28 protein-coding genes are annotated in these 24,651 nt (G+C 62.3%); 10 read left to right on the top strand and 18 right to left on the bottom strand.

Annotated elements, in window-relative coordinates:
• Nucleotides 1-61: 61 nt before the first annotated feature.
• From sucD to sdhC, 9 genes are all read right to left on the bottom strand, one after another.
• Nucleotides 62-964: a succinate--CoA ligase subunit alpha gene (gene sucD / locus DFR48_RS09335; RefSeq protein WP_114362881.1), complete on the bottom strand. Its 903-nt coding sequence runs from the start codon at nt 962-964 to the stop codon at nt 62-64.
• Between the two features lie 17 nt (nt 965-981).
• The gene (gene sucC / locus DFR48_RS09330; protein WP_114362880.1) at nt 982-2,175 is read right to left on the bottom strand and encodes an ADP-forming succinate--CoA ligase subunit beta; all 1,194 of its coding nucleotides are present in this window, start codon (nt 2,173-2,175) and stop codon (nt 982-984) included.
• A gap of 31 nt (nt 2,176-2,206) precedes the next feature.
• Nucleotides 2,207-3,169 carry a malate dehydrogenase gene (mdh, locus tag DFR48_RS09325; RefSeq protein WP_114362879.1) on the bottom strand — a complete coding sequence of 321 codons (963 nt, stop codon included), beginning with the start codon at nt 3,167-3,169 and terminating at the stop codon, nt 2,207-2,209.
• A 178-nt stretch (nt 3,170-3,347) separates the two neighbouring features.
• Complete coding sequence (gene zapE / locus DFR48_RS09320; RefSeq protein WP_114362878.1) at nt 3,348-4,511, bottom strand: cell division protein ZapE; 1,164 nt, start codon at nt 4,509-4,511, stop codon at nt 3,348-3,350.
• 51 nt (nt 4,512-4,562) lie between these two features.
• Complete coding sequence (locus tag DFR48_RS09315; protein WP_114362877.1) at nt 4,563-5,087, bottom strand: protease inhibitor Inh/omp19 family protein; 525 nt, start codon at nt 5,085-5,087, stop codon at nt 4,563-4,565.
• A gap of 204 nt (nt 5,088-5,291) precedes the next feature.
• A complete protein-coding gene (locus DFR48_RS09310; RefSeq protein WP_114362876.1) occupies nt 5,292-6,071 on the bottom strand; it encodes a succinate dehydrogenase iron-sulfur subunit in 780 nt (259 codons plus the stop codon).
• Between the two features lie 17 nt (nt 6,072-6,088).
• On the bottom strand, nt 6,089-7,933 hold the full coding sequence (gene sdhA / locus DFR48_RS09305; RefSeq protein WP_114362875.1) for a succinate dehydrogenase flavoprotein subunit: 1,845 nt from the start codon (nt 7,931-7,933) through the stop codon (nt 6,089-6,091).
• Nucleotides 7,934-7,939: 6 nt separating this feature from the next.
• Nucleotides 7,940-8,320, bottom strand: a complete 381-nt coding sequence (gene sdhD / locus DFR48_RS09300) for a succinate dehydrogenase, hydrophobic membrane anchor protein (protein WP_114362874.1) — start codon at nt 8,318-8,320, stop codon at nt 7,940-7,942.
• Nucleotides 8,321-8,330: 10 nt separating this feature from the next.
• Complete coding sequence (sdhC, locus tag DFR48_RS09295; RefSeq protein WP_114362873.1) at nt 8,331-8,726, bottom strand: succinate dehydrogenase, cytochrome b556 subunit; 396 nt, start codon at nt 8,724-8,726, stop codon at nt 8,331-8,333.
• 297 nt (nt 8,727-9,023) lie between these two features.
• Here sdhC and DFR48_RS09290 point away from each other — a divergent pair, with 297 nt between their 5' ends.
• On the top strand, nt 9,024-9,377 hold the full coding sequence (locus tag DFR48_RS09290) for a hypothetical protein (protein ID WP_114362872.1): 354 nt from the start codon (nt 9,024-9,026) through the stop codon (nt 9,375-9,377).
• A gap of 4 nt (nt 9,378-9,381) precedes the next feature.
• On the opposite strand, the gene DFR48_RS09285 is transcribed toward DFR48_RS09290, so the two are convergent.
• The 5 genes from DFR48_RS09285 to tsaD are packed head-to-tail and all read right to left on the bottom strand — an operon-like array spanning nt 9,382 to nt 12,892.
• Nucleotides 9,382-10,041 carry a class I SAM-dependent methyltransferase gene (locus tag DFR48_RS09285; protein ID WP_114362871.1) on the bottom strand — a complete coding sequence of 220 codons (660 nt, stop codon included), beginning with the start codon at nt 10,039-10,041 and terminating at the stop codon, nt 9,382-9,384.
• 8 nt (nt 10,042-10,049) lie between these two features.
• On the bottom strand, nt 10,050-10,481 hold the full coding sequence (locus DFR48_RS09280) for an EVE domain-containing protein (RefSeq protein ID WP_114362870.1): 432 nt from the start codon (nt 10,479-10,481) through the stop codon (nt 10,050-10,052).
• 6 nt (nt 10,482-10,487) lie between these two features.
• Nucleotides 10,488-10,781: a YciI-like protein gene (locus tag DFR48_RS09275; RefSeq protein ID WP_114362869.1), complete on the bottom strand. Its 294-nt coding sequence runs from the start codon at nt 10,779-10,781 to the stop codon at nt 10,488-10,490.
• Between the two features lie 27 nt (nt 10,782-10,808).
• Nucleotides 10,809-11,798 (bottom strand): NAD(P)H-dependent glycerol-3-phosphate dehydrogenase, encoded by a 990-nt coding sequence (locus DFR48_RS09270; protein ID WP_114362868.1) that lies wholly within the window; start codon nt 11,796-11,798, stop codon nt 10,809-10,811.
• Nucleotides 11,795-12,892, bottom strand: a complete 1,098-nt coding sequence (gene tsaD / locus DFR48_RS09265) for a tRNA (adenosine(37)-N6)-threonylcarbamoyltransferase complex transferase subunit TsaD (RefSeq protein WP_114362867.1) — start codon at nt 12,890-12,892, stop codon at nt 11,795-11,797. The genes DFR48_RS09270 and tsaD overlap by 4 nt, the downstream gene beginning before the upstream one ends.
• A 72-nt stretch (nt 12,893-12,964) precedes the next feature.
• Between tsaD and hemC the strand changes: the two genes are divergently transcribed.
• The 6 genes from hemC (at nt 12,965) to DFR48_RS09235 (ending at nt 18,747) form a co-directional block, all read left to right on the top strand.
• On the top strand, nt 12,965-13,894 hold the full coding sequence (hemC, locus tag DFR48_RS09260; protein WP_114362866.1) for a hydroxymethylbilane synthase: 930 nt from the start codon (nt 12,965-12,967) through the stop codon (nt 13,892-13,894).
• A gap of 4 nt (nt 13,895-13,898) precedes the next feature.
• Nucleotides 13,899-14,633: a uroporphyrinogen-III synthase gene (locus tag DFR48_RS09255; protein ID WP_114362865.1), complete on the top strand. Its 735-nt coding sequence runs from the start codon at nt 13,899-13,901 to the stop codon at nt 14,631-14,633.
• Nucleotides 14,634-14,712: 79 nt separating this feature from the next.
• A complete protein-coding gene (locus tag DFR48_RS09250) occupies nt 14,713-15,948 on the top strand; it encodes a COG4223 family protein (protein ID WP_114362864.1) in 1,236 nt (411 codons plus the stop codon).
• A gap of 10 nt (nt 15,949-15,958) precedes the next feature.
• Nucleotides 15,959-17,533, top strand: coding sequence for a heme biosynthesis protein HemY (locus tag DFR48_RS09245; protein WP_114362863.1), 1,575 nt, complete (start codon nt 15,959-15,961; stop codon nt 17,531-17,533).
• A gap of 10 nt (nt 17,534-17,543) precedes the next feature.
• Nucleotides 17,544-18,026, top strand: a complete 483-nt coding sequence (locus DFR48_RS09240) for a tellurite resistance TerB family protein (protein ID WP_114362862.1) — start codon at nt 17,544-17,546, stop codon at nt 18,024-18,026.
• Nucleotides 18,010-18,747 carry a glutamine amidotransferase gene (locus DFR48_RS09235; RefSeq protein WP_114362861.1) on the top strand — a complete coding sequence of 246 codons (738 nt, stop codon included), beginning with the start codon at nt 18,010-18,012 and terminating at the stop codon, nt 18,745-18,747. Before DFR48_RS09240 ends, DFR48_RS09235 begins: the two co-directional genes overlap by 17 nt.
• Here the strand turns inward: DFR48_RS09235 and DFR48_RS09230 are convergent.
• Complete coding sequence (locus tag DFR48_RS09230) at nt 18,732-19,979, bottom strand: MFS transporter (protein WP_114362860.1); 1,248 nt, start codon at nt 19,977-19,979, stop codon at nt 18,732-18,734. The two genes, DFR48_RS09235 and DFR48_RS09230, sit on opposite strands and share 16 nt — an antisense overlap.
• A gap of 116 nt (nt 19,980-20,095) precedes the next feature.
• On the opposite strand from DFR48_RS09230, the gene DFR48_RS09225 reads away from it, so the two are divergent.
• The gene (locus DFR48_RS09225) at nt 20,096-20,416 is read left to right on the top strand and encodes a YggT family protein (protein ID WP_114362859.1); all 321 of its coding nucleotides are present in this window, start codon (nt 20,096-20,098) and stop codon (nt 20,414-20,416) included.
• Complete coding sequence (locus DFR48_RS09220) at nt 20,413-20,727, top strand: DUF167 domain-containing protein (RefSeq protein ID WP_114362858.1); 315 nt, start codon at nt 20,413-20,415, stop codon at nt 20,725-20,727. The genes DFR48_RS09225 and DFR48_RS09220 overlap by 4 nt, the downstream gene beginning before the upstream one ends.
• A 6-nt stretch (nt 20,728-20,733) precedes the next feature.
• Here DFR48_RS09220 and ppa read toward each other — a convergent pair whose 3' ends face one another.
• Nucleotides 20,734-21,267 carry an inorganic diphosphatase gene (gene ppa, locus DFR48_RS09215; protein WP_112686408.1) on the bottom strand — a complete coding sequence of 178 codons (534 nt, stop codon included), beginning with the start codon at nt 21,265-21,267 and terminating at the stop codon, nt 20,734-20,736.
• A gap of 106 nt (nt 21,268-21,373) precedes the next feature.
• Here ppa and DFR48_RS09210 point away from each other — a divergent pair, with 106 nt between their 5' ends.
• Nucleotides 21,374-22,078, top strand: a complete 705-nt coding sequence (locus DFR48_RS09210) for a hypothetical protein (protein WP_245415562.1) — start codon at nt 21,374-21,376, stop codon at nt 22,076-22,078.
• A 19-nt stretch (nt 22,079-22,097) separates the two neighbouring features.
• Here DFR48_RS09210 and DFR48_RS09205 read toward each other — a convergent pair whose 3' ends face one another.
• Nucleotides 22,098-22,604, bottom strand: a complete 507-nt coding sequence (locus tag DFR48_RS09205; RefSeq protein WP_114362856.1) for a GNAT family N-acetyltransferase — start codon at nt 22,602-22,604, stop codon at nt 22,098-22,100.
• A gap of 202 nt (nt 22,605-22,806) precedes the next feature.
• A complete protein-coding gene (typA, locus tag DFR48_RS09200; RefSeq protein WP_112686404.1) occupies nt 22,807-24,639 on the bottom strand; it encodes a translational GTPase TypA in 1,833 nt (610 codons plus the stop codon).
• Between the last annotated feature and the right edge of the window lie 12 nt (nt 24,640-24,651).

The following is a 24,651-nucleotide window of genomic DNA, read 5'->3' as shown; positions in this document are numbered from 1 at the left end:
GCCAGATCCGGGCAAAGGGATTCCTAACCCTCCCTTTGCCCGGCCTTTTGTCTTAGATAGGTCAGCCCTTCAGGACTTCGACCAGCGTCTTGCCGAGACGTGCCGGCGAAGGCGATACCTTGATGCCGGCCGCTTCCATCGCGGAGATCTTGGATTCCGCATCGCCCTTGCCGCCGGAAACGACGGCGCCGGCGTGACCCATGGTGCGGCCCTTCGGCGCCGTGCGACCGGCGATGAAGCCGGCCATCGGCTTCTTGCGACCCTTCTTGGCTTCGTCGATCAGGAACTGGGCGGCATCCTCTTCGGCGGAGCCGCCGATTTCGCCGATCATGATGATCGAGGTCGTGGCCTCGTCCGCGAGGAACATCTCCAGCACGTCGATGAATTCCGTACCCTTGACCGGGTCGCCGCCGATGCCGACAGCCGTCGTCTGGCCGAGGCCCTCGTTCGAGGTCTGGAACACGGCTTCATAGGTCAGCGTGCCGGAGCGCGAAACGATACCGACCGAACCCTTGCGGAAAATCGAGCCCGGCATGATGCCGATCTTGCACTCTTCCGGGGTCAGGATGCCGGGGCAGTTCGGTCCGAGCAGGCGCGACTTCGACTTGTCGAGCTTGGCCTTGACCCGCACCATGTCCATGACCGGGATACCCTCGGTGATGCAGGTGATGAACGGGATCTCGGCTTCGATCGCCTCGATGATCGCGTCGGCGGCGCCTGCCGGCGGAACGTAGATCACGGTCGCGTCAGCGCCGGTCTTTTCCTTGCCTTCGGCAACAGTCGCGAAGATCGGCAGGGTTTCGCCCTTGGAGCCGGTCCAGGTTTCTCCACCCTTCTTCGGATGGATACCGCCGACCATCTGCGTGCCGTAGTAGGCGAGCGCCTGTTCGGTGTGGAAGGTGCCGGTCTTACCGGTGAGGCCCTGCACGAGGACCTTGGTGTTCTTGTTTACGAGAATGGACATGTGTTCCGGTCCTTCAATTAGCCGTTGATCGCCGCGACGATCTTCTTGGCAGCGTCGTCGAGATCGTCGGCCGCGGTGATCGCGAGGCCCGATTCATTCAGGAGCTTCTTGCCAAGTTCGACATTGGTGCCTTCGAGGCGCACGACGAGCGGAACCTTCAGGCCGACTTCCTTCACGGCGGCGATCACGCCTTCGGCAATGACGTCGCACTTCATGATGCCGCCGAAGATGTTGACGAGGATGCCCTCGACCTTCGGGTCGGCCGTGATGATCTTGAAGGCTGCAGCCACCTTCTCCTTGCCGGCACCGCCGCCGACGTCACAGAAGTTGGCCGGCTCGGCGCCGTAGAGCTTGATGATGTCCATCGTCGCCATGGCGAGACCGGCACCGTTGACCATGCAGCCGATGTTGCCGTCGAGCGCGACGTAAGCGAGGTCCCACTTGGAAGCCTCGATTTCCTTCGCGTCTTCCTCGGTTTCGTCGCGCAGGGCACGGACGTCGTCATGACGGAACAGCGCGTTGCCGTCGAAGGAAACCTTGGCGTCGAGGACGCGCAGATGGCCATTCTTCATGACGATCAGCGGGTTGATCTCGAGAAGCGACATATCCTTCTCGTCGAAGGCCTTGTAAAGCGCCGGGAACAGCGACTTCGCGTCTTCGACCGCAGCCCCTTCGAGCTCGAGTGCCTTTGAGATCTTTGCGATATCCGAAGCGGTGACGCCGGCTTCCGGGTCGATCGCGATCGTGTGGATCTTTTCCGGCGTGTCATGCGCGACCGCTTCGATGTCCATGCCGCCTTCGGTCGAAACGACGAAGGCAACGCGACCGACCGAACGGTCGACCAGCAGCGAGCAATAGAGTTCGCGGGCGATGTCGGCGCCGTCCTCAATATAGAGGCGATTGACCTGTTTGCCGGCCTCGCCGGTCTGCGCCGTCACCAGCGTGTTGCCGAGCATTTCCTTGGCATGCGCGACGACCTCGTCGATCGACTTCGCGAGGCGGACGCCGCCCTTGGCGTCGGGGCCGAGTTCCTTGAACTTGCCCTTGCCACGGCCGCCGGCGTGGATCTGGCTCTTGACCACGTAGAGCGGGCCGGGAAGCTTCTTTGCGGCAGCTTCGGCTTCTTCCACCTTGAGGATGGCCACGCCTTCGGCAACCGGTGCGCCGTAGCCCTTCAGGAGAGCCTTGGCCTGGTATTCGTGAATGTTCATCGTCTTGTCCCTGTTTGATGGGTCGGAGCGGTTACTTCAGCGCCGGGGCGATATTGATGCAGGTTTCGCAGAGGCCGGCGACGGCGCCGACGGACTTCTGGAAGGCTTCCTCTTCCGCCTTGTTGAGGTCGATCTCGATGATGCGCTCGACGCCACCGGCACCGATGACGGTCGGCACGCCGACATACATGTCCTTGACGCCGTATTGACCGGAAAGATGAGCTGCGCAAGGCAGGACGCGCTTCTTGTCCTTGAGGTAGGATTCGGCCATTTCGATCGCCGAAGCGGCCGGCGCATAATAGGCAGAACCGGTCTTCAGAAGGCCGACGATTTCGGCGCCGCCGTCGCGGGTGCGCTGGATGATTTCCTCGAGGCGTTCCTTGGTGACCCAGCCCATCTTGATGAGGTCGGTGAGCGGAATGCCGGCGACAGTCGAGTAGCGGGCGAGCGGCACCATGGTGTCACCATGGCCACCCAGAACGAACGCGGTGACGTCCTGGACCGAAACGTTGAATTCTTCGGAAAGGAAGTGGCGGAAACGCGCGCTGTCGAGCACGCCGGCCATGCCGACGACCATGTTCTTCGGCAGGCCCGAGAACTTCTGGAGTGCCCAGACCATGGCGTCGAGCGGGTTGGTGATGCAGATGACGAAGGCGTTCGGCGCATACTTCTTGATGCCCGCACCGACCTGCTCCATGACCTTCAGGTTGATGCCGAGCAGATCGTCGCGGCTCATGCCCGGCTTGCGGGCGACGCCGGCGGTCACGATGCAGACATCGGCACCTTCGATGGCGGCATAGTCGCTCGCGCCGGTCAGCTTGGCATTGAAGCCTTCGACCGGCGAGGATTCGGCAATGTCGAGCCCCTTGCCCTGCGGAATGCCGTCGGCGATATCGAACAGGACGATGTCGCCCAGTTCCTTGAGGCCGGCGAGATGCGCCAGCGTGCCACCGATCATTCCAGAACCGATAAGTGCGATCTTTTTGCGCGCCATTGAAGAGCTTCCTTCTAGATCCAAAACCCGGGCAGACATTGGCTTTATGCCGACCGTTGCGTCAGATCGCATAGACAAAACCAAGAAAAACCGCAACCGATTCTTTTGGCGATAGGATTTTCAATCGGTTAGATCATTATTTTCTTACGTAAACGTAAAAATTTATGACCCGAGATCGTCACATTTGCTGACGTTGGCGCTTGTGCAGGGCAAGATAGTCGGCGCTCCGCATCTCGAAAAGGCGCGAAACGGTGCGGTCGAATTCAAAGCCCTCGGTTCCCTTTCGCACCGTCAAAAGATCCTCTGGCGCTGCCGCGGCGGAAACGAACAGCCGCACCGAGTGGTCGTAGAGAGCATCGACCAGAATGATGAAACGCTTCGTCTCGTTTCTCTTCTCTGGACCGAGAAGAGGAACGTGCTCGAGGAAGATCGTGTCGAACCTCCTGGCGATCTCGAGATAGTCCGACGCGCCGAGCGGCTTTTCGCAAAGCTCTGCAAAGGTGAACCGCGCCATTCTCCCGGCGGCGCAAGGGACATGTACCGACCGGCCACCCCTCTCGATCTCCAGCGAAGCCTCGGGTCTGCCCGCAACGAGGCTGTGCCAGGCCGCATTCATCGCCAGATCGGCACGCTCGTCGAGCGGCGTCACATAGACCGGAAGGTGCTGGTTCTTCTCCATCCGGTAGTCGGTCGGTGAGTCCAGGCTTACGACGTCGACGTGCCGTTTCAGAAGTGCGACGAAGGGAAGGAAGAGGCCACGGTTGAGCCCGTCCCGGTAGAGATTGTCCGGTTCCACGTTCGAAGTGGCGACAAGAATGCAGCCCCGCGAGAAGAGCTCCGTGAATAGCCGCGACAGGATCATCGCATCGGCGATATCGGTGACGGTGAACTCGTCGAAGCAGAGCAATTCCGCTTCCTCGCGCAATGCGGCCGCCACTGGAGGAACCGGGTCGGCCTGCCGCGTCTCGCCGTTCTTCAGCTTCACGCGATGGGCGTGGATACGTGCGTGGACGTCTGCCATGAACTCATGGAAATGTGCACGACGCTTCTTCTCCACCGGGGCGAACTTGAAGAAGACGTCCATGAGCATCGTCTTGCCGCGCCCGACACTCCCATGGACGTAGAGGCCACGTCGTGTACCGACGGGCTTCTTCTTGCGGGCGAACATCCAGCCGAGTGCGCTCGACTTTGCCGCAGGGCGCTGCTGCCTCAGATCAAACAGAATGTTGTCGAGAGACTGCGCCACCTCCATCTGGGCGGAGTCGGCCTGCAACAGGCCGGCGGCGGCCTGCGAGCGCAAGTGCTCGCATACGCTATGCGCATAATCGGGGATGGGCTGCATCGGATGCTCCGAGCGGGAACGAGGAAGGTTGGGCCCGCTCCAGAATTGGGACTAACGGCTGAGGCTGACCGGCTGGCCGTTATTGGTCGTTCCGTCGAAGCGAGCGTCCGCGGTCTTGTAGAGGCGGCCGATCACATTGCCGTTACGGTCCTTGAGCACGACCTGCTTGCCCTCGACCTCCCACGATCCCATCGTGGTCAGCGGGCCGGCACAGCCGCGGGTACCACCGCGCGAACCGGAGCCGAGATTGGTGAGCGTCAGGAACATATCGCAAGAGGCGCCGGCATTCGTGACACGCCAGTTGCCGACCATCGATTCCTTGGTGACGTCGAGAGCCGTCGCGGGCGCCGCAGTAGCAACCGAAGTCGGCGCGCCGGCGGGGGCCGCCGGGAACTGCGAAGGATCAGTAACGCCGCCGGGCGGCGGAAGCTGGCCGGACTGTACCGACGGCACGGGTTGAGCCTGCAACGGCGGCAGCGATGACGACGAGTTATCGAGACCGCTGTAAGATGTCCGCTGGCAGCCAGCAAGCGAAAGCACGACAGCAACACCCGTCGCGGCATATTTGAATTTCATATCGATACTCCCGTTCATCCGCTTCATTGGGTCAATCGCGCAGGAACACGGCGGAATTATCGCCAACGACCCTCTCAAATCAAGTTGACACTCAAATATTACGATCCATTCGCTTCTGCAACCGGGCGTCGACTGATGCCGCATACGTGAACGGGTCACATCCTTTCGGATGCAACCCGTTCTGCACGCGGATATCGGTACCGATCAGACGCGGCGCTCGACCATCATCTTCTTGATTTCGGCGATCGCCTTCGCCGGATTGAGCCCCTTCGGGCAGGTCTGCGCGCAATTCATGATCGTGTGACAGCGATAGAGCCGGAAGGGATCCTCGAGATTGTCGAGGCGCTCGCCGGTCGCTTCATCGCGGCTGTCGATGAGCCAGCGATAGGCCTGCAGCAGGACGGCCGGTCCGAGATAGCGGTCGCCGTTCCACCAGTAGCTCGGACAGGAGGTCGAGCAACAGGCGCAGAGGATGCACTCGTAGAGGCCGTCGAGCTTCAGACGGTCCTGGTGGCTCTGCTTCCATTCCTTCGCCGGCGCAGGGGAGACGGTCTTCAGCCACGGCTCGATCGAACGGTGCTGGGCATAGAAGTTGGTGAGATCCGGTACGAGGTCCTTGACCACCGGCATATGCGGCAACGGATAGACTTTCACCGTTCCGCCGATCTCATCCATACCCTTCGTGCAGGCGAGCGTGTTGGTGCCGTCGATGTTCATCGCGCACGAGCCGCAGATGCCCTCGCGGCAGGAGCGGCGGAGCGTCAGCGTCGGGTCGATGTTGTTCTTGATGTAAAGCAGGCCATCGAGAACCATCGGGCCGCAATTGTCGACATCGATATAATAGGTGTCGATACGCGGGTTCTGTCCGTCGTCCGGGTTCCACCGGTAGATGCGGTATTCCCGCAGGTTCTTGGCACCTTCCGGCTTCGGCCAGACCTTGCCTTCGGTGATCTGCGAGTTCTTGGGAAGAGCGAGTTCAACCATGTCCTGTTCCTCTCAGATCAGTAGACACGCGCCTTCGGCGCGATTTTCTGCGGATCGATGCCGTCGGCGATGAGGTCGGTGTGGACCGGACGGTAGTCCAGCTTGACTTCGCCCGCTTCGCTCACCCAAGCCAGCGTGTGCTTGCGCCAGTTGACGTCGTCACGTCCGCCGAGCGGACCGGTCGCATAGTCTTCGCGCGCGTGCGAACCACGGCTCTCCTTGCGCGCTTCGGCGCCATAGACGGTCGTGATCGCGTTGGCCATCAGGTTGTGGAGCTCCAGCGTCTCAACCAGATCGGAGTTCCAGACCATGGAGCGGTCGGTGACCTTGATATCCTGCAACTCGCCCTTCCAGATCGCCGAAATACGGCGGCAGCCGGATTCCAGCGCTTCCTGCGTGCGGAACACTGCGGCGTCTTCCTGCATGGCGCGCTGCATCTTGTCGCGGGCGACCGCCGTCGGCGTTGCGCCGGAGGCGAAGCGAACGCGGTCGAAGCGATCCATGATCCTGTCGCAGGCCGCAGTATTGAGCGCCGGGACCGGCTCGGACTTGTCGATGACCTGACCGGCGCGGATTGCGGCCGCGCGGCCGAAGACCACGAGGTCGATCAGCGAGTTCGAGCCGAGACGATTGGCGCCGTGCACGGAGGCACAGCCCGCTTCGCCTACCGCCATCAGGCCGGGCGCGATGCGTTCCGGATTCTGGCTGTCAGCGTTCAGCACCTCACCCCAGTAATTGGTCGGAACGCCGCCCATGTTGTAGTGAACGGTCGGCAGAACCGGGATCGGTTCGCGAGTCACATCGACACCGGCGAAGATCTTCGCGCTTTCCGAAATGCCCGGCAGACGCTCATGCAGAACGGCCGGATCGAGATGGTCGAGGTGCAGGTAGATGTGGTCCTTGTTCTTGCCCACGCCGCGGCCTTCGCGAATTTCCAGCGTCATGCAGCGGGATACGACGTCGCGGGAGGCGAGGTCCTTCGCAGACGGTGCGTAACGCTCCATGAAGCGTTCGCCCTCGGAGTTGACGAGATAGCCGCCTTCGCCGCGTGCACCCTCGGTGATCAGGCAGCCGGCACCGTAGATGCCGGTCGGATGGAACTGCACGAACTCCATGTCCTGAAGCGGCAGGCCCGCGCGTGCGATCATGCCGCCGCCGTCACCCGTGCAGGTATGGGCCGATGTCGCCGAGAAGTAGGCACGGCCGTAGCCGCCGGTCGCGAGCACGACCATCTTGGCTGCGAAGCGATGGATGGTTCCGTCGTCGAGGTTCCATGCGACGACGCCGGTGCAGCGGCCGTCGTCCGACATGATGAGGTCGAGCGCGAAATACTCGATGAAGAATTCCGCATTGTTGCGAAGCGACTGGCCGTAGAGCGTGTGCAGGATCGCGTGGCCGGTTCGGTCAGCAGCCGCGCAGGTACGCTGCACCGGCGGGCCGTCACCGTAGTTCTGCATGTGGCCGCCGAACGGGCGCTGGTAGATCTTGCCTTCCTCGTTGCGCGAGAAGGGAACGCCGTAGTGCTCCAGCTCGTAGACCGCCTTCGGCGCCTCCATGGCGAGATACTGCATGGCGTCGACGTCGCCGAGCCAGTCGGAGCCCTTGACCGTGTCGTAGAGGTGCCACTGCCAGCAGTCGGGCGTCATGTTCTGCAGCGAAGCGGCGATGCCGCCCTGAGCCGCGACCGTGTGCGACCGGGTCGGGAAGACCTTGGTGATGCAAGCGGTCCTAAAGCCCTGCTCGGCCATGCCCAGGGTCGCGCGAAGGCCGGCCCCGCCGGCGCCGACGACGATCACGTCATAGGAATGATCGACGTACTTGTATGCCTTGCCGCCTTGGGCGGGAGAACTGTTCGGTGCCATGATGAATTATCCTACGAATGCGATCTTCAAGATGGCGAAAAGACAGAGACCGCCGACGAAAACCGCAAAGAACGTGTTGAGCATCAGAAGGACGATCTTCATGCCTTCAGCATGGACATAGTCCTCGATGATCACCTGCATGCCGAGCCGCATGTGGATGAGGCTGTTGATCACCGTCAAAGCCATGATCACCGCGACCACGGGATTCGACAGCGCGCCGACGACGTCGGCATAGGGAGCGCCGTTGTAGGCCACGAGGAAGACGATGAAGAAGATCAGGAGCGGGATGCCGGCTACCGACGTCAGGCGCTGACGCCAGAAGTGCGTGGTGCCGTCCTTGGCCGACCCGAGGCCCCGAACCTTGCTGAGTGGAGTGCGCATATCCATGTCATTCACCTCAGAAACGGACCATGTAGCCGACGATCCAGATCACCAGGGTGAGAAGAATCGAGCCGATGAGATTGGCCTTGGCAAGTTTGGTCGAAAAGCTCTTCTCGAAGCCGTAGCCCATATCCCAGAGAAGGTGGCGCAGCCCGCCGAGCATGTGATGAACGAGCGCCCAGGTGTAGCCGAACAGGATCAGCCGTCCGAGAAGAGTGCCCATGAACCAGCTCACCCACTCGAAGTAGGTGGCGCCGGAAGAAGCCGCGATCAGCCACCACGCGACCAGCAAGGTACCGAAGTAGAGTGCACCTCCGGTAACGCGATGCATGATCGACATCACCATGGTCGGGATCGGCTTGTAGATTTGCAGATGCGGCGACAATGGCCGCTTGTTTGTCACATTCGCCATCTGAACCTCGCGGCGTTTCAATGCGGTCCTGATCAGGACTGTCCCCAGCGCGATGCAACCGCCTGCTGCAGTGCATCGCGTCAGGGCGACGTTTACTCACCAGAAGGCGGCACGACAAGCATAATCGCGGCCCGCGCGGATTTTAATCGATTCGGCCTGACTGAGACTTAGACATTGGTCGAAGCGCTTCGACGCAATCTTCCTGCAGACGAAGAATGGGATGGAGTGACTTTGGTGTCACTTTACGTCATGGTGCCGTTAAGCGTTTCTTAACACTTCCATTGACCGGAGGAAGCCATGATGTTCAAGCGTGTGGGCGCCGTGATCGCCGCAACGGCGGCATTCGCCGTTTTCGCGACGGGCGAGCTTCAGGCCCGCCACCGGCACGGGCCGAACCCTGGCGTTGTCGCCGGCGCCGGCCTTCCTTCGGTGTTGCCGGGCATCGGCACCTATGCGGGGTCGATTTCAGCTCTGCGCATTCGAGGAACCGGCATCTACTTCATGGTGGAGCACTCGACCTATAAGCCGGCGCTGGCCCGTCCTGCGCCAAAGGCCCGCATCATCGACGTGAATGCTGAGGTCAACGCGGACAAGGCAGACTTGAAGAGCGCCTGCCGTTACGAGGCCGGCGTTTGCGTCATCAGACCCTGAGCGGTCAGACGTCGACCTGCGGGGTAAATCGCCAGACTGTCGTTTTCTTGATTTCGCTGTCTTCGAGCGCTCTTGTTACCGGCACCTGGTAGGAGGCGAGCGCCGTCAGCCTGTCTTTCGGCAGATAGCTTCTGCCGGGGTCGCCGACCAAGACGTCTATGCCCGTCGCGGCAAGGCGATCGAACCAGGGGATGAGAGCGTCCGCGAAGCCGCGGTCATAGAAAACATCGCCTGCAAGAACGACGTCCGCCTCCAGCGTCTCGCCGACCACGTCCCTGCCGATGAAATCGATCACAACGCCATTTGCCTCCGCATTCAGGCGGATCGCCGTTTCCGCCCAGGGATCGATATCGGCTGCAACGACACGGTCAGCGCCGGCCAACCTAGCCGCAATCGCCACAAGGCCGGAGCCACTTGCAAAATCGACCACACGCTTGCCGGCGGTGACTTCCGGATGATCCAGCACGTAGCGGGCAAGCCCCTGCCCTCCCGCCCAGGCAAAGGCCCAAAAAGGCGGCGGCAAGCCGATCTCTTCGAGTTCATCCTCGGTCTTGAGCCAAAGGTCGTGGACCTCGCTCGCGAGATGCAACCGGATCTCGGACACATGCGGCGGCGCCATCAGGCTGGTGTTGGCACGGATGAAGCGCTCCGGGTCAGTTTTCAACGAAGGCCTCAACGCGGCGGGTTGTCGAGTTCGCCCATCCGGCAGACTTCGAGGTATTCCTCCTCGGTTACGGGCTGGACGGAAAGACGCATCGATGTCACCAGCGACATCTTCGAGAGCTTTTCATTCGCCTTGATGTCCTTCAGCGAAACCGGCTTGGGCATGTCGGTGACGGCACGGATGTCGACGCAATCCCAGCGAAGATCGCCTTCGGCTGTCGAATCGGGGTGCGACAACGCGCAAACCTCGACGATGCCGACGACCTCGAGCCCCTCGTTCGAGTGGTAGAAGAACCCTTTGTCGCCGATCTTCATCGCACGCATGCTGTTGCGTGCCAGATAGTTGCGCACACCGGTCCATTCTTCGCCGACGTCACCCTTGGCCTTCTGCATTTCCCACGACCACTTGAAGGGCTCGGACTTGAAGAGCCAGTAAGCCATCCGCTGTCATGCCTCCGGATTGTTGAAGACCCAGTTGTAGGCCTTGATCTCCACGGTTTCGAAGAGACCGGCCGCAGCATAGGGGTCTTGCGCGGCAATCGCTTTCGCACTCGCCATATCGTCCGCCGCGATCAGCAGCATGGAACCGCACGGCTTGCCATTGTCATCGAGGAACGGCCCGGCAATTTTCAGAACTCCATCGGCATTCAGGCCGTTCAGCCATTCGAGATGCGCGGGGCGCGTTTCCATGCGGACATTGAGGTGGTCGGCCTTGTCGCGGCAAAGGACGGCAAAAAGCATCGGCTACTCCTTCAAAAGAGACGTGATCTATTCGGTGGTGATCGGACGCGTCATCAACTGCTCGATCGCGGTCGGAATGTCGAGCTTGCCATCAATGATTTCGGCAACTGCTTCCGTGATCGGCATGCTGACGCCGTGCCCCTCGGCAAGCCGGGCTGCCACAGCCGCCGCAAACGCGCCCTCGACGAGGTCGCCACGCCCGAAATTCGCGGGCTCTCCCTTGCCCAGGGAAATGCCGAAACGCAGGTTTCGCGACTGATGGCTGGTGGCAGTCAGCACGAGATCGCCCAAGCCCGAGAGACCTTGGACGGTGCTGCCGCGCCCGCCGAGCGCTTCGACCAGCCGCGACATCTCGGCCAGCCCGCGTGCAATCAGTGCCGCACGCGCGGAATCACCGAGCCCCATGCCTTCGACGATGCCACATGCAATAGCCAGCACGTTCTTGAGCGCTCCGCCGAGCTGAACACCCGTGCGGTCGGTGGAAGCATAGAGCCGGAAGGTACGTCCCGAGATGGCATGCGCCAGACGCTCCGCATCAGAAAGTTCAGCAGCGGCGATCGCCATTGCCGTCGGCAGCCCGCGGGCGATGTCCGTCGCAAAACCGGGCCCCGAGAGCACCGCGACCGGATGATGCGGCAACTGACTTTCGAGGACGTCCGTGAGCAGGCGTGACGTGCCGCGGTCAATACCCTTGGCACAGGTGACGACGGTCGAGCCGGTGGCGAGATACGGGCCGAATTGCGCCGCGGCGTCGGCCTGTGCCTGCGACGGCATCGCGAAGAGCACGGTTTCAGCGCCGGCGAGAATCTCCGGTTCTGCCGAGTATCGGAGTGCATCCGGGAGATGGATACCCGGGAGCGCTGCGGTGTGCATCCCGTCGGTACGCAGGTCCGCCATCAGCGACGGATCGCGTCCGAGCAGCGTGACCTCGGATTTTCCTTCGAGCGCGATGACGGCAGCGAGTGCAGTTCCGAACGCTCCCGCCCCGACGACGGCGATCCGGTGCCTCTCGCTCATGCCTTTGCCCCGCGCTTTCCGTGACCTATCCGCACCTCTGCGCTGCTGTCGAGTGGCCAGCGCGACCGCGGCTGCACGTCGAGGGAGTCGGCGGCAAAGCCTGCCGCCATCCGTTCGAGCCCGGCCCAGGCGATCATGGCGGCATTGTCGGTGCAAAGCCGAAGCGGCGGCGCCACGAAGCGAAAGCCGTGCCGCTCGCAAAGGGTCTGCAAAGTTCGGCGCAGTTCCTGGTTTGCTGCGACACCGCCTGCGACAACCAAGGCAGGAGGGTGGTCAAGGTTCGGAAACTCGGCGGAAAAGCGTGCGAGCCCGCGGCCGATGCGGTCGTCGAGCGTGCGCGAAATGGCCCGCTGGAACGAGGCACAGATATCCGAGATATCTTGCTCGGTGACCGGCGCGATTGTCTCCGCAGCCTGTCGAACTGCCGTCTTCAGCCCGGAGAAGGAGAAATCCAGCCGTGCTTCCCCGACCAGCGGTCGGGGAAAATCGAACCGTCGCGGGTCGCCGTCCACCGCGGCCCGTTCGACGGCTGGCCCACCGGGATAGGGAAGGCCAAGCAGCTTCGCCGTCTTGTCGAAGGCTTCGCCCAATGCATCGTCGATCGTGGTACCCCACCGTTCATACTGCCCGACGCCGCGCACCAGGACGAGCTGGGTATGCCCTCCCGATACCAGCAGCATCAGATAGGGAAAGGAAAGCCCGTCGGTCAGCCTCGCGGTCAGCGCATGGCCTTCGAGATGGTTGATGGCATAGAGCGGCTTCGAGAGCGCCCTTGCAATCGCCTTGCCGGTCATCAGACCGACGATCAGGCCGCCGATGAGGCCGGGGCCGGCGGTCGCCGCCACGGCGTCAATATCGCCGAGAGAGGTGCCGGTGCGCGCCAGAGCCTCTTCAATCAACGTATCGAGCGCTTCGACATGCGCACGGGCAGCGATCTCCGGCACGACACCGCCATAGGCGCTGTGTTCGTCGAGCTGGCTCAGCACCACGTCGGCGGCAATCTCCCCGCGCCCGTCGCCGTGGCGCAGGACGATGGACGCCGCCGTCTCGTCACAGCTGGTCTCGATGCCGAGGATGCGAAGAAAGGAACCCATGGAACTGATCGTTGATTGCGGTGACCGGGAAACCCGTTTACGAGAAACGTCGGTAACAACGGATGTAATCGGATGCAAACAAAACCTTTCCGAATCGGAACCCGGGGCAGTCCGCTTGCGCTCGCACAGGCTCATGAAACCCGCAAACGGTTGATGGAAGCGCATGGCCTGCCGGAGGAGATGTTCGAGATCGTCATCCTCTCGACACAGGGCGACAGGGTTCAGGACCGCGCGCTGGCAGCCATCGGCGGCAAGGGTCTCTTCACCGCAGAACTTGAAGAACAGCTAGCCGACGGTCGGCTTGATCTCGCCGTGCATTCGTCGAAGGACATGCCGACCCTGCTGCCGCAGGGTCTCTATATCTCAGCCTTCCTGCCGCGCGAGGACGTGCGCGACGCCTTCGTCGGCAAGGCGGCTCCGACGCTCATGGATCTTCCATCCGGCGCGGTGGTCGGCTCGGCCTCGCTCCGCCGTCAGGCGCTCATTCGCCGCCTGCGCCCCGACCTCAACGTCACCATTTTTCGTGGCCAGGTCGACACGCGTCTGCGCAAGCTCGCCGAGGGCGAAGCGGACGCGACACTGCTTGCCATGGCCGGGTTGAACCGGCTCGGCAAGGCCGATGTCGCAACCGAAGTCCTCGACCCGGAGAGCTTCCCGCCTGCTCCCGCACAAGGCGCGATCTGCATCGAAAGCCGGCTTGGCGACAAGCGAACAGACGACCTGGTCTCCGCCATCAACGATCCGGTCACATGGACGGCCGTCAGCTGTGAGCGCGGTTTCCTTGCAACCCTCGACGGCTCCTGCCGGACACCCATAGCGGGACTGGCGAAGGTCGAAGGCGGGCACATCTCATTCCATGGCATGATTCTCACACCGGACGGCTCGCGCTTCCATGAAATCCGCGCCGAAGGCAAGGCGAGTGAAGCCGCTGCAATCGGACGGACCGCCGGGGAGACGATCCGGAGCAGAGCGGGCAGCGGCTTTTTCGCCGACTGGACCTGACGCGATGCGCGTTCTCGTGACCCGGCCCTCGGAGGCGGGAGAAAAGACGGCCGCGAAACTGCGGACGCTTGGTCACGAGCCCGTTCTCCAGCCGCTGAGTGCACCAATCCGCCATCCGGAGGCGGCGCTTTCAGCGCTTGCCCTTCCGCATGTAGCAATCGCCATCACCAGCGCGGAGGCGATCCGGACACTCTCGGAGGTCGCAGATCGCCTGGTACCCTTCCTCGCCGAGCCGGTTTTCGCCGTCGGCGAGGCTTCTGCCGATGCCGCGCGCAGCTTGGGCTTTACAAACGTCGCCGCCGCAGGCGGAGACGGGGCTGCTCTCGCCGCCCGCGTCAGCGCTCACCTCAGGGAAGCTGGGCAAAGCGGCGTGCTCCTCTATCTCGCCGGCACACCGCGGGCACCCGGCTTCGAAGCTCGCCTCGCTGAGGACGGCATCCAGGTCACCGTCGCCGAATGCTACGAGATGAAGCCCGTGGATGACGCACTTGCGGCACTCCGGCACATCCTCGCGGGTGAGCGGATCGATGCCGTGCTTCTCTATTCCGCGGAGACCGCGAAGCGGTTTTTTGCCGCAGTAAAAACCACCGCCGCTGACGAGATGCTCCGAGACATCCGCTTTTGCTGCCTGAGCAGCAATGTACTCCATGCCATTCCCGCCGAGTTCCGTGAAAAGGCATCAGTGGCGGTATCGCCAGACGAAACGGCGCTTCTGGCGTTGCTGGAACCCCTTCCTTAGGCGCAAAATGGACATGAGCCCTTTCCTTAGAGGCCGTCACTGACTAACTTCAAAGCACTGCATGGAAGAAGAGGTACCCATGGTTTCCGGAAAGCCGCCACGTCGCACCAAGTCCTCGAACGAACCGGTCACCATCGACCTGCAGGCAGAGGAAACCACAGCTGCCGCCGAGACACCCGCCTCCGCGGCGGAAAGCCCGGAAGAGCGCGAGGTAGGCCCGGAAGCCGAAACAGCGCCGGCGCATGCCGGAACGGAGACAGCGGCTCGCGCAGAGGCCGAGGCAACGCCTACCGCGGAGGCTGCCGAACCAGAGGTCAGGGAGCCTGAATACCGGTCGGCGGAAGCGCCTCGTGAACGCAAGGGAACGCCGACATTTGCAGCCGTCGCGGCTGCGGGCATCGTCGGTGGCCTCGTCGCTCTCGCCGGCGCCGGCAGCATGCAATACGCCGGCTATCTGCCGGCCCTGTCCCCCGCTTCGGAGCGCCTCGCCGCCGACCAGACGGCCGAGCTCGCCGCTCTCAGGAACGAGGTCGACGGCCTTCGATCCGCTGTTTCGCAAGGCGCGGACACAAAGCAGATCGAGGAGCGCTTGGCAGCCCTTGAAAGCACGGCAAACCAGCCGCTTCCGACCATCGATACCACGGCGCTCGACCAGCTGCGCGAGCAGCTTTCAGGTTTGCAGAGCACGCTGGCGACCCTTCGGACGAGCGGGGATGCGGCAACTTCCAGACTGTCGGAGCTCGAGACGCGCCTCGACGGGCGCATAGCCGACATCGAGAAGAAGCTCGATGAGCCACGGGACGACGTCGAGGTTGCCCGCGCGATCGCGGTGGCCGGATTGAAGGCCGCTGTTGATCGCGGCGGCACCTTCCTGACCGAACTCGACACCCTCGCCGGCATCACACCCGAAGACCCCGCCATCACCGCGCTCAGAGACTATGCGCGCACCGGAATTCCCTCGCGTGCGGAGCTTGTGCGTCAGTTCCAGGATACCGCAAGCGCCATTCTCGCAGCGGTTCACCAGCCGGATCCGAACCAGGGGCTTGCCGAACGGCTGCTCTCGAGTGCGCTTTCGGTCGTCAAGGTGCGACCGGTCGGCAATGTCGAAGGCGACACGCCGGAGGCGATCGTCGCACGAATGGAGGACAAGCTGCGAAACGGCGACCTTCAGGGTGCATCACTCGAGTGGGAGACCCTGCCGGAGACCGGCAAGGCCGCATCGGCCGACTTTGCAAAGGCCCTGAAATCCCGGATCGAGGTCGAGAAGCTGGTCGGCACCGCCATGACCAGTGCGGTCGGCGGCAACCGGGGTTGAGGAGCAAGCAATGATCCGGACACTGTTCTTCGTTCTCGCTGTTCTCATCCTCGGATTCGGCTTTGCCTGGCTCGCCGACCGACCGGGCTCCCTCTCGATTCTCTGGCAGGGTCAGTTGATCGAGATGAGTCTCACCGTCGCCGCGACGGTTGCCCTCGCGGTCATCGCTGCGGTTATGCTGATCTGGTGGCTCGTCCGCCTGCTGTGGACATCGCCGCACTCCGCACGCCGATTCTTCCGCGCACGCAAGCGGGATCGCGGTTATCAGGCACTCTCGACCGGCCTGATCGCCGCGGGCGCTGGAAATGCATTGCTCGCCCACAAGATGAGCGCGCGAGCACGCGGCCTCTTGCTGGCGGAACAGGAGCCGCTGATCCTCGTGCTCGAGGCGCAAGCGGCTGTGATCGAAGGCAGGCATGACGAAGCACGCCGTCTTTACCAGCAGATGTCGGAGGATCCCGAAACCAGAGAGCTCGGCCTGCACGGCCTCTATCGGGAGGCAAGCCGGCTCGGGGCTCACGAGGCGGCGCGCCAGTATGCGGAAACTGCCGCCGAACAGGCGCCTTATCTCCCCTGGGCCGCCAAGGCGACGCTCGAATACCGTTGCCAGTCCGGCCAGTGGGAGGACGCGATCCGCCTGCTCGACCAGCAGCGCGTGGCCCATGTTCTCAGTCGGCCGGAGGCTGACCGCCTGAAGGCGGTCCTGCTGACGGCCAGGGCCGAGGAACAGCTCGAAGGTGATCCTGCCGGCGCCCGCGACAGCGCCGTGCATGCCCTGAAACTCGCGAAAGATCTCGTTCCGGCGGCTGTCGTCGCGGCCAAGGCCTATTTGCGCGAAGACAATGTGCGGAAGGCGTCGTCGATCCTCGAGCAGACGTGGAAGGTCGCTCCGCATCCGGACATCGCCAGGACTTACGTCCGTGCCCGGGGTGGAGACAGCGCTGTCGATCGGCTGAAGCGTGCCGAGAGGCTGGATTCGTTGCGGCCCAACAACGTCGAAGGGCTCCTGATCGTCGCAGAAGCGGCGCTCGACGCCCAGGATTTTGCCAAGGCCCGTGCCAAGGCGGAAGAGGCGGCACGCATGGACGCCCGCGAGCGGGTCTATCTCTTGCTGGCCGATATCGAAGAAGCGGAAACCGGCGACCAGGGGCGTGTGCGCTACTGGATGGCCCAGGCGCTGCGCGCCCCGCGTGATCCCGTCTGGATCGCCGACGGTCACATTTCGGAGAAATGGCTGCCCCTGTCGCCCGTGACGGGTCGCCTCGATGCCTTCGAGTGGAAGGTTCCCTTCGACCAATTGGAAGGTCCGGTCGAGGAGGGCGTCGTCTCCCGAGGGGACGCCGCGATCAATGCGCTTCCGCCAGTCAAGAACGCTCAGTCGTCAACGGAGGCAGAGCAACGCGCGACAGTCGAAAAGGCCGAGAAGGCAGACATTTCGGCATCACCCAAAACGCCCGCGGAGCCGGTCCGCAAGCAGGAGCAAGCCGAAACGGCCACCCCCTTCTTCGGCCATCCGCCAGACGATCCGGGCGTGCGCGAAGGCCGGCGGCCGGCCGACGACAAGAACCGTCTACGCCTTTTCTGAAGGAAGAGAGATGCTCGAACGCCTCCAGGCCTTTTTCCAGAACCTGACACAGGCTCGCGGAAACGACACCATATCTCCCGACGACCCACGGGTCGCAGTTGCAGCCCTCTGTTTTCAGGTGATGGAAGCGGACGGCGTTGTCCACGACAAAGAGCGCGAGAAGCTCGAACAATTGCTGAAGGAGGAATACCGGCTGAACAACGAGGAGCTCCAGGCACTGCTGAAGGCGGGCCAGAGGGCCGAGAGCGAAGCCGTCGACTATTATCGCTTCACGTCCGACATCAAGCGCCATCTGGACGAAGAACAGCGGCTTCAGCTTCTCGGTATCCTCTGGGACATCGTCTACGCCGACGGCAGCCGAAGCGAGATGGAGGATCACGTGGTGTGGCGGATCGCCGACCTGCTCGGCGTCTCCGATCGCGACCGCGTGAGCCAGCGCCGCGAAGCGGTCATGCGCTCGGTTCAAGGGGCCAAGGATGCTTCATCGTCATGAGCCTCTGAGATCGCGGCAGAAGGCGCCGGTCCTGCTCGTCCTTCATCAGGAGCGGTCGAGCCCCGGAAGGGTCGGCCAGATGCTGCTGGAGAAAGGCTACCCACTCGACATTCGCAGGCCGCCTCTCGGCGACGCGCTTCCCGAGACGCTGGCCGGACACTCCGGCGCGGTCATCTTCGGTGGTCCGATGAGCGCGAACGACCCCGATCAGTTCATCCACGACGAAATCGAGTGGATCAGCATTCCGCTCAAGGAGAAGAAGCCGTTTCTGGGCATCTGTCTCGGTGCACAGATAATGGTCCGCAATCTGGGCGGAAAGGTCTCCTCCGACCGGAACAGTCTGGTCGAGATCGGTTGGTATCCGATCCGTCCGACCGAGCATGGCCGTCTGCTCATGCGTTGGCCGCAAATGGTCTATCACTTCCATCGGGAGGGCTTCGACCTGCCGCACGGATGCGAACTGCTCGCCGAGGGCGACGTCTACCGCCATCAGGCGATCCGTTACGGCGAAAACGCCTGGGGCCTGCAGTTTCACGCCGAACTCACCCGTGCCATGATGCAGCGTTGGGTCGTCCACGGAGCCCATCGCTTCATCATGCCGAACGCGCAGCCGGGCCGAGACCACCTCGAAGGCCGGATGATCTTCGATGCGCCCCTCAGGGCCTGGCTTTCGGAGTTCCTCGATCTCGTCTTCGAACCAAAGGCTCACTGCGTGTCCTGACGCATGGGCGCGTCGAGGCTATCGATGCGCCGCAGTTGCGGAAAGCCGGCGGCCCACAGGATGGCGACCGCAAGCGTTCCAGCGCCTCCGATCACGACCGCGGGTACCGCTCCGACCAGCGAGGCCATCGTGCCGGCGCGAAACTCGCCGAGCTCGTTGGAGGCGCCGACGAAGACCATGTTGACCGCATTAACCCGGCCACGCACGTCATCCGGCGTCCAAAGGGCGATAAGTGTCTCACGAACGTAAACCGACGCCATATCGGCCGCCCCCATCAGCATGAGCGCCACAATGGAGATCCAGGCTGTCTCCGAGACGCCGAAGATGATCGTGCCAGCACCGAACAATGCGACGCCGGCGAACATGAACAGGCCGGCATTGTGGCGAACCGGGAAGCCGGCGAGAACGATCGCGACGAGAATGGCGCCGATACCGGGAGCCGCGCGCAACAGCCCAAGCCCCCAGGGACTGAGCACGAGGATGTCGCGCGCGAAGATCGGCATGAGGGCGACGGCCCCTCCGAGCAGTACCGCGAAGAGATCGAGGGATATCGCGCCGAGAACGACCTTCTCGCTCCAGATGAAACGGAATCCCGCGAGTACCGTCGCCCAAGTCACCGCCTTGTTGGAGATTCTCTGCGCCGGCCGTTCTACCAGGAAGACCAGAAGCGCCGCGACAGAAAAGAAAGCCAGAGCAACCGAATAGGCAACGACGGGACTCACACCGTAAAGCAAGCCGCCTGCGACCGGACCCAGGATCGAAGCGGTTTGCCAGGAGGTGGAGTTCCACGCCACGGCGTTCGGCAAATCTTCCTCCGGGACGAGATTGGGAGCAAGCGATTGGGTCGCCGGCGCATTGAACGCGCGCTCGATCCCGAAGACGACGAGGATCGAAAACACGAGAACCGGTGAAAACGCGTCGGCGAGCGTGAGCGCGAGAAAGGATGCGCCGCAAAGAGCGCTGACGATCATGCAGGTCGCGACGATCGCTCGCCGGTTGTAGCGGTCCGCAACCGAACCGGTCACCAGGATGAGGAGCAACGCCGGCAGAAACTGAAAGAGGCCGATCAGCCCGAGATAGAAGGCGCTTTTCGTCTCGTCATACATCTGCCAGCCGACGGAGACGCTGAGGATCTGCGTGGCGAAGGCCGCGAGGAACCGCGAGAGGAAGAAGCGGAGGTAGGAGGCATGCCTGAAGGCTGCGAAACGGTCGCCGGACAGATGTGCAGACATGGTCGGAAAGCAATCCTCTCGGAAGGTGGGATTCGGCCGAAATCCGGGGGGACCATTAAGCATGATTCCCCCCGTGCCCGCCTGCAGCACTTGCCCGATAAGCTGCCAATGTCTACATGTCTGTCAACCTTGAAATGGAGACGATTATGCTGGCGTTGTTTCAAACGATCGATTTGGCTCTCAGCCTTTACACCTGGGTCCTGATCGGGAGTGCCATTTTCTCCTGGCTCTACGCGTTCAACGTCATCAACGCGAGCAACCGCTTCGTCAATTCGCTCGGAACTTTCTTCTACAACGTCACCGAGCCGGCGCTCCGACCGATCCGCCGGGTGCTGCCGGATCTCGGGGGCATCGACATTTCTCCGATCATCGTCCTGCTGATCATCTTCTTCGTCCGGTCCCTGATGTGGACGAGCATCTATCCGATCTTCGCTTGAAGCCGCCATACAGCATCCACGGCGACCACTTGCGACTGTCCGTACGGCTGACGCCGAATGCCGGGCGTGACCAGGTGGACGGCGTCGAGGTCAACGCCAACGACGAAGCGCATCTGAAGGCGAAGGTGACAGCCGTCCCTGAGAAGGGAAAGGCCAACAAAGCCCTCATCGCGCTCCTCTCGAAGGCGATCGGTGTGCCGAAGTCCTCGATTTCGGTGATATCCGGCGATACCGCCAGACAAAAAATCCTCCGGATCGACGGAGATCCGGAGGACTTGGCAAAAAAGGTCGAGGCGCTTCTGGCGCGCTGAAGCGCCTTACTTGGAAGCCTTGGCGCGCTGCACGGCTTCGAGGATGAGCTGCTTGGCGACGCTGACGTCCTGCCAGCCGCCGATCTTCACCCACTTGCCCGGCTCCAGATCTTTGTAGTGCTCGAAGAAGTGCTCGATCTGCTTCAGCGTGATTTCCGGCAGATCGGTGTAGTTCTCGATCTTGTCGTAACGCTGCGTCAGCTTGTGGGACGGCACCGCGATGATCTTCTCGTCCTTACCGGAATTGTCTTCCATGATCATCACGCCGATCGGGCGGACATTGATCACGCAGCCAGGCAGCAGCGGGCGGGTATTGCAGATCAGGACATCGATCGGGTCGCCGTCGTCCGACAGTGTATGCGGCACGAAGCCGTAGTTACCCGGGTAGGTCATCGGGGTATAGAGGAAGCGGTCAACGATGAGCGCGCCGGCGTCCTTGTCCATTTCATACTTGATCGGATGACCGCCGACCGGAACTTCGACGATGACGTTGATGTCGTCGGGCGGGTTCTTGCCAACGGCAATTGCATCGATGCGCATGTCTAACCCCATGGGTATGTTGAAATCCCGGCTGTCCTAATGGGAATCATTGCGCAATGCAACACGGCTTTGGGAGAAGGTCGCATCCGTCGGAAGGAGACGTGGTGTGGCACGCGCCGCAGTTTTTTGCATCAGTGCCTCGCTGCATGCGCCACCCGGCTGCTATAACGCCACAAACGGGGGACGCACGATGAAACCACCTATTTCTAGATTTCTGGCGGCGCTGCTGATGTGGCCGGTGATCACCCACGCGGCATGGGCCAACGACAGCACCTACACGGACCTCGATCTCGACAAGTGCCGCACGGTCGCCGAGGACGAGATGGGCGTGAGCCTGCTGTGCCGCGGGTTCGGCGAATACGACGTGCACTTCGCCGAGAGCGATCTCCGCCAAAGCATCCTCTACGGTCCGCTCGACAAGGCGCTGGAAAACGAGGTGTTCGAATCCTTCGAGGCCTTCAACCACGTGGGAAGCAAGATCGAATGGAGGCTCGACACCTCACGCAAACCAGTGGCGACAATCCTGCGCTGGTTCATCGAGAACGTCGACGACAAGGCGGGTATGCCGACGAAAGAGAGCACCGGACAGGTTCTCGTCATTTCACGCGTCGCCCAGCCGGAGGACGGGCGCGGCTGCGTCGTCGGCTATGTTGATGCGCTGTCCAATCCTGAGGCCAACGAACTCGCCCGCCGAGTGGCCGACGAACAAGTGCCAGGATTTGCCTGTGGCAGGGACAGAAGCGCGTGGTTCGGGCAACGCGGCGAAAAGAGCGGTGAACCAACGCACGTGTGGCCAGAGACTGTGCGGTAGGCTGCGGCGAACAGCAGATCTAGTGCCAGATGAAACCCAGCTTCTTCAGCTGCGCCTCGCCGAAATCCTCCATGCCCTCGACGGCGTCTACACCTCCGTTCGAGCGGAAGAATTGTGAGGCGTGGGCGCTCTCCTCGAGGCACCAGACGACGAGACCGGAGCAGCCGAGCGATTTCAGAAGACGACGCGCCTCACCGAAAAGCAGATAGCCGAGGCCGATCCCCTGGTATTCCGGGCGGATATAGATCTCGTAGATCTCGCCTTCCTGCGGCAACGCACGGGAACGGTTGAGGCCGACCGTCGCATATCCTGCGATTGTGCCCGCAACATCGACGACGAGAATCGTCGCAGGACCTCGGGTAGCCTTCCGCCACCAGGTCTCCCCTCGCCGTTCGATCATCTTTGTCAGCGCGTGGTGCGGAATGAGGCCGGCATAGGCGTGCTGCCACGAGAGGCGATGCGCCTCCGCGATGGCTGCAGCGTCCTGCGGTTCCGCAGGCCGAACATCAATCGACAACGTCTTCATAACGCCACTCTCGTCCCGTCGGGGCCATTTCGCCATTCGCCCTCTGCGCGAACGGGACATTGCCCACAGACTTTTCATCCGGACCATAGGCGAAATTTTAACGCTTTTTTAAACGGTCCGACAAGACCGGAGGATTCGTAACCACAAATAAAAACCCCGGTTTCTCGAACCGGGGTTAATGATTCATATTAGCATTATCTCATTAAGCCTGAGCGGCGCGGGCCTTGTCGAACCGCTTGCGGTCGTTGGCGTCGAGATACATCTTACGCAGGCGGATCGACTTCGGGGTGACTTCCATCAGTTCGTCGTCCTGGATCCAGGACAGCGCGCGGTCGAGCGTCATGCGGATCGGCGGGGTCAGCTTGACCGCTTCATCCTTGCCGGCGGCGCGGATGTTGGTGAGCTGCTTGCCCTTCAGAACGTTGACTTCGAGGTCGTTGTCGCGAGTGTGGATACCGATGATCATGCCCGCATAGACCTTCTCGCCCGGCTCGATCATCATCGGACCGCGGTCCTCGAGATTGAACATGGCATAGGCGACAGCCTCGCCGGCGCCGTTCGACAGCAGCACACCGTTGGTGCGGCCAGTGATCGGGCCCTTGTAGGGCTGATAGTCGTGGAACAGGCGGTTCATGATGGCCGTGCCGCGGGTATCGGTCAGCAGTTCCGACTGGTAGCCGATCAGGCCGCGGGTCGGCGCAAAGAACACCAGACGGACGCGATTGCCACCGGAAGGCCGAAGCTCGGCCATTTCGGCCTTACGCTCGGACATCTTCTGCACGACGATACCGGAATGCTCCTCGTCCACGTCGATGACGACTTCCTCGATCGGCTCCATCAACTGTCCGGTCGTCTCGTCATTGTGCATGACGACGCGCGGACGCGAAACGGCAAGCTCGAAGCCTTCGCGGCGCATGGTCTCGATCAGCACGGCCAGCTGCAATTCGCCACGACCGGACACGAAGAAGGAGTCCTTGCCTTCGGCTTCTTCGATCTTCAGCGCGACGTTGCCTTCAGCTTCCTTGAACAGGCGGTCGCGGATGACGCGGCTGGTGACCTTGTCGCCTTCGGTGCCAGCCAGCGGGCTGTCGTTGACGAGGAAGGACATGGTAACCGTCGGCGGGTCGATCGGCTGAGCGGTGAGCGGCTCAGTCACGGACGGATCGCAAAACGTGTCGGCAACCGTGCCTTTGGAAAGGCCGGCAATCGCGACGATGTCACCCGCATGGGCTTCGTCGATGGCGGTGCGCTCGATGCCGCGGAAGGCGAGAATCTTGGAAATGCGGCCGTTTTCGATCAGTTTACCATCCTGGCCGATAACCTTGACGGCCTGGTTCGGCTTGATCGAACCCGAATGGACACGACCGGTGATGATACGGCCAAGGAAGGGGTTGGCCTCGAGGATCGTGCCGATCATGCGGAACGCGCCGTCCTCATCGCCGACGCTCGGCTCCGGAACATGCTCAAGCACGAGGTCGAGCAGCGGTGCAAGGCCCTGGTCCTTCGGGCCTTCCGGATTGACGTTCATCCAGCCGTCGCGACCCGAACCGTAGAGGATCGGGAAGTCGAGCTGTTCGTCGGTTGCGTCGAGATTGGCGAACAGGTCGAAGACTTCGTTGATGACTTCTTCGTGGCGGCCGTCCGGACGGTCGATCTTGTTGATCGCGACAATCGGACGAAGACCGACCTTCAGCGCCTTGCCGACAACGAACTTGGTCTGTGGCATCGGGCCTTCCGAAGCATCGACCAGAACGATCGCGCCGTCCACCATAGACAGGATGCGCTCGACTTCGCCGCCGAAGTCGGCGTGGCCGGGGGTGTCGACGATATTGATGCGCGTGTTCTTCCATTCTACCGACGTCGCCTTGGCGAGAATGGTGATGCCGCGTTCCTTTTCCAGATCGTTCGAGTCCATCACGCGTTCTGCAACGCGCTGGTTTTCGCGGAACGAACCGGACTGCTTCAGGAGCTCGTCCACAAGGGTCGTCTTCCCATGGTCGACGTGCGCAATGATGGCGATATTGCGAAGTTTCATATTAGGTATCTC

Source organism: Ciceribacter lividus (assembly GCF_003337715.1).
In the GTDB taxonomy this organism is placed as follows: Bacteria; Pseudomonadota; Alphaproteobacteria; order Rhizobiales; family Rhizobiaceae; genus Allorhizobium; species Allorhizobium lividum.
This window is presented reverse-complemented; position numbering and strand designations above follow the sequence as displayed.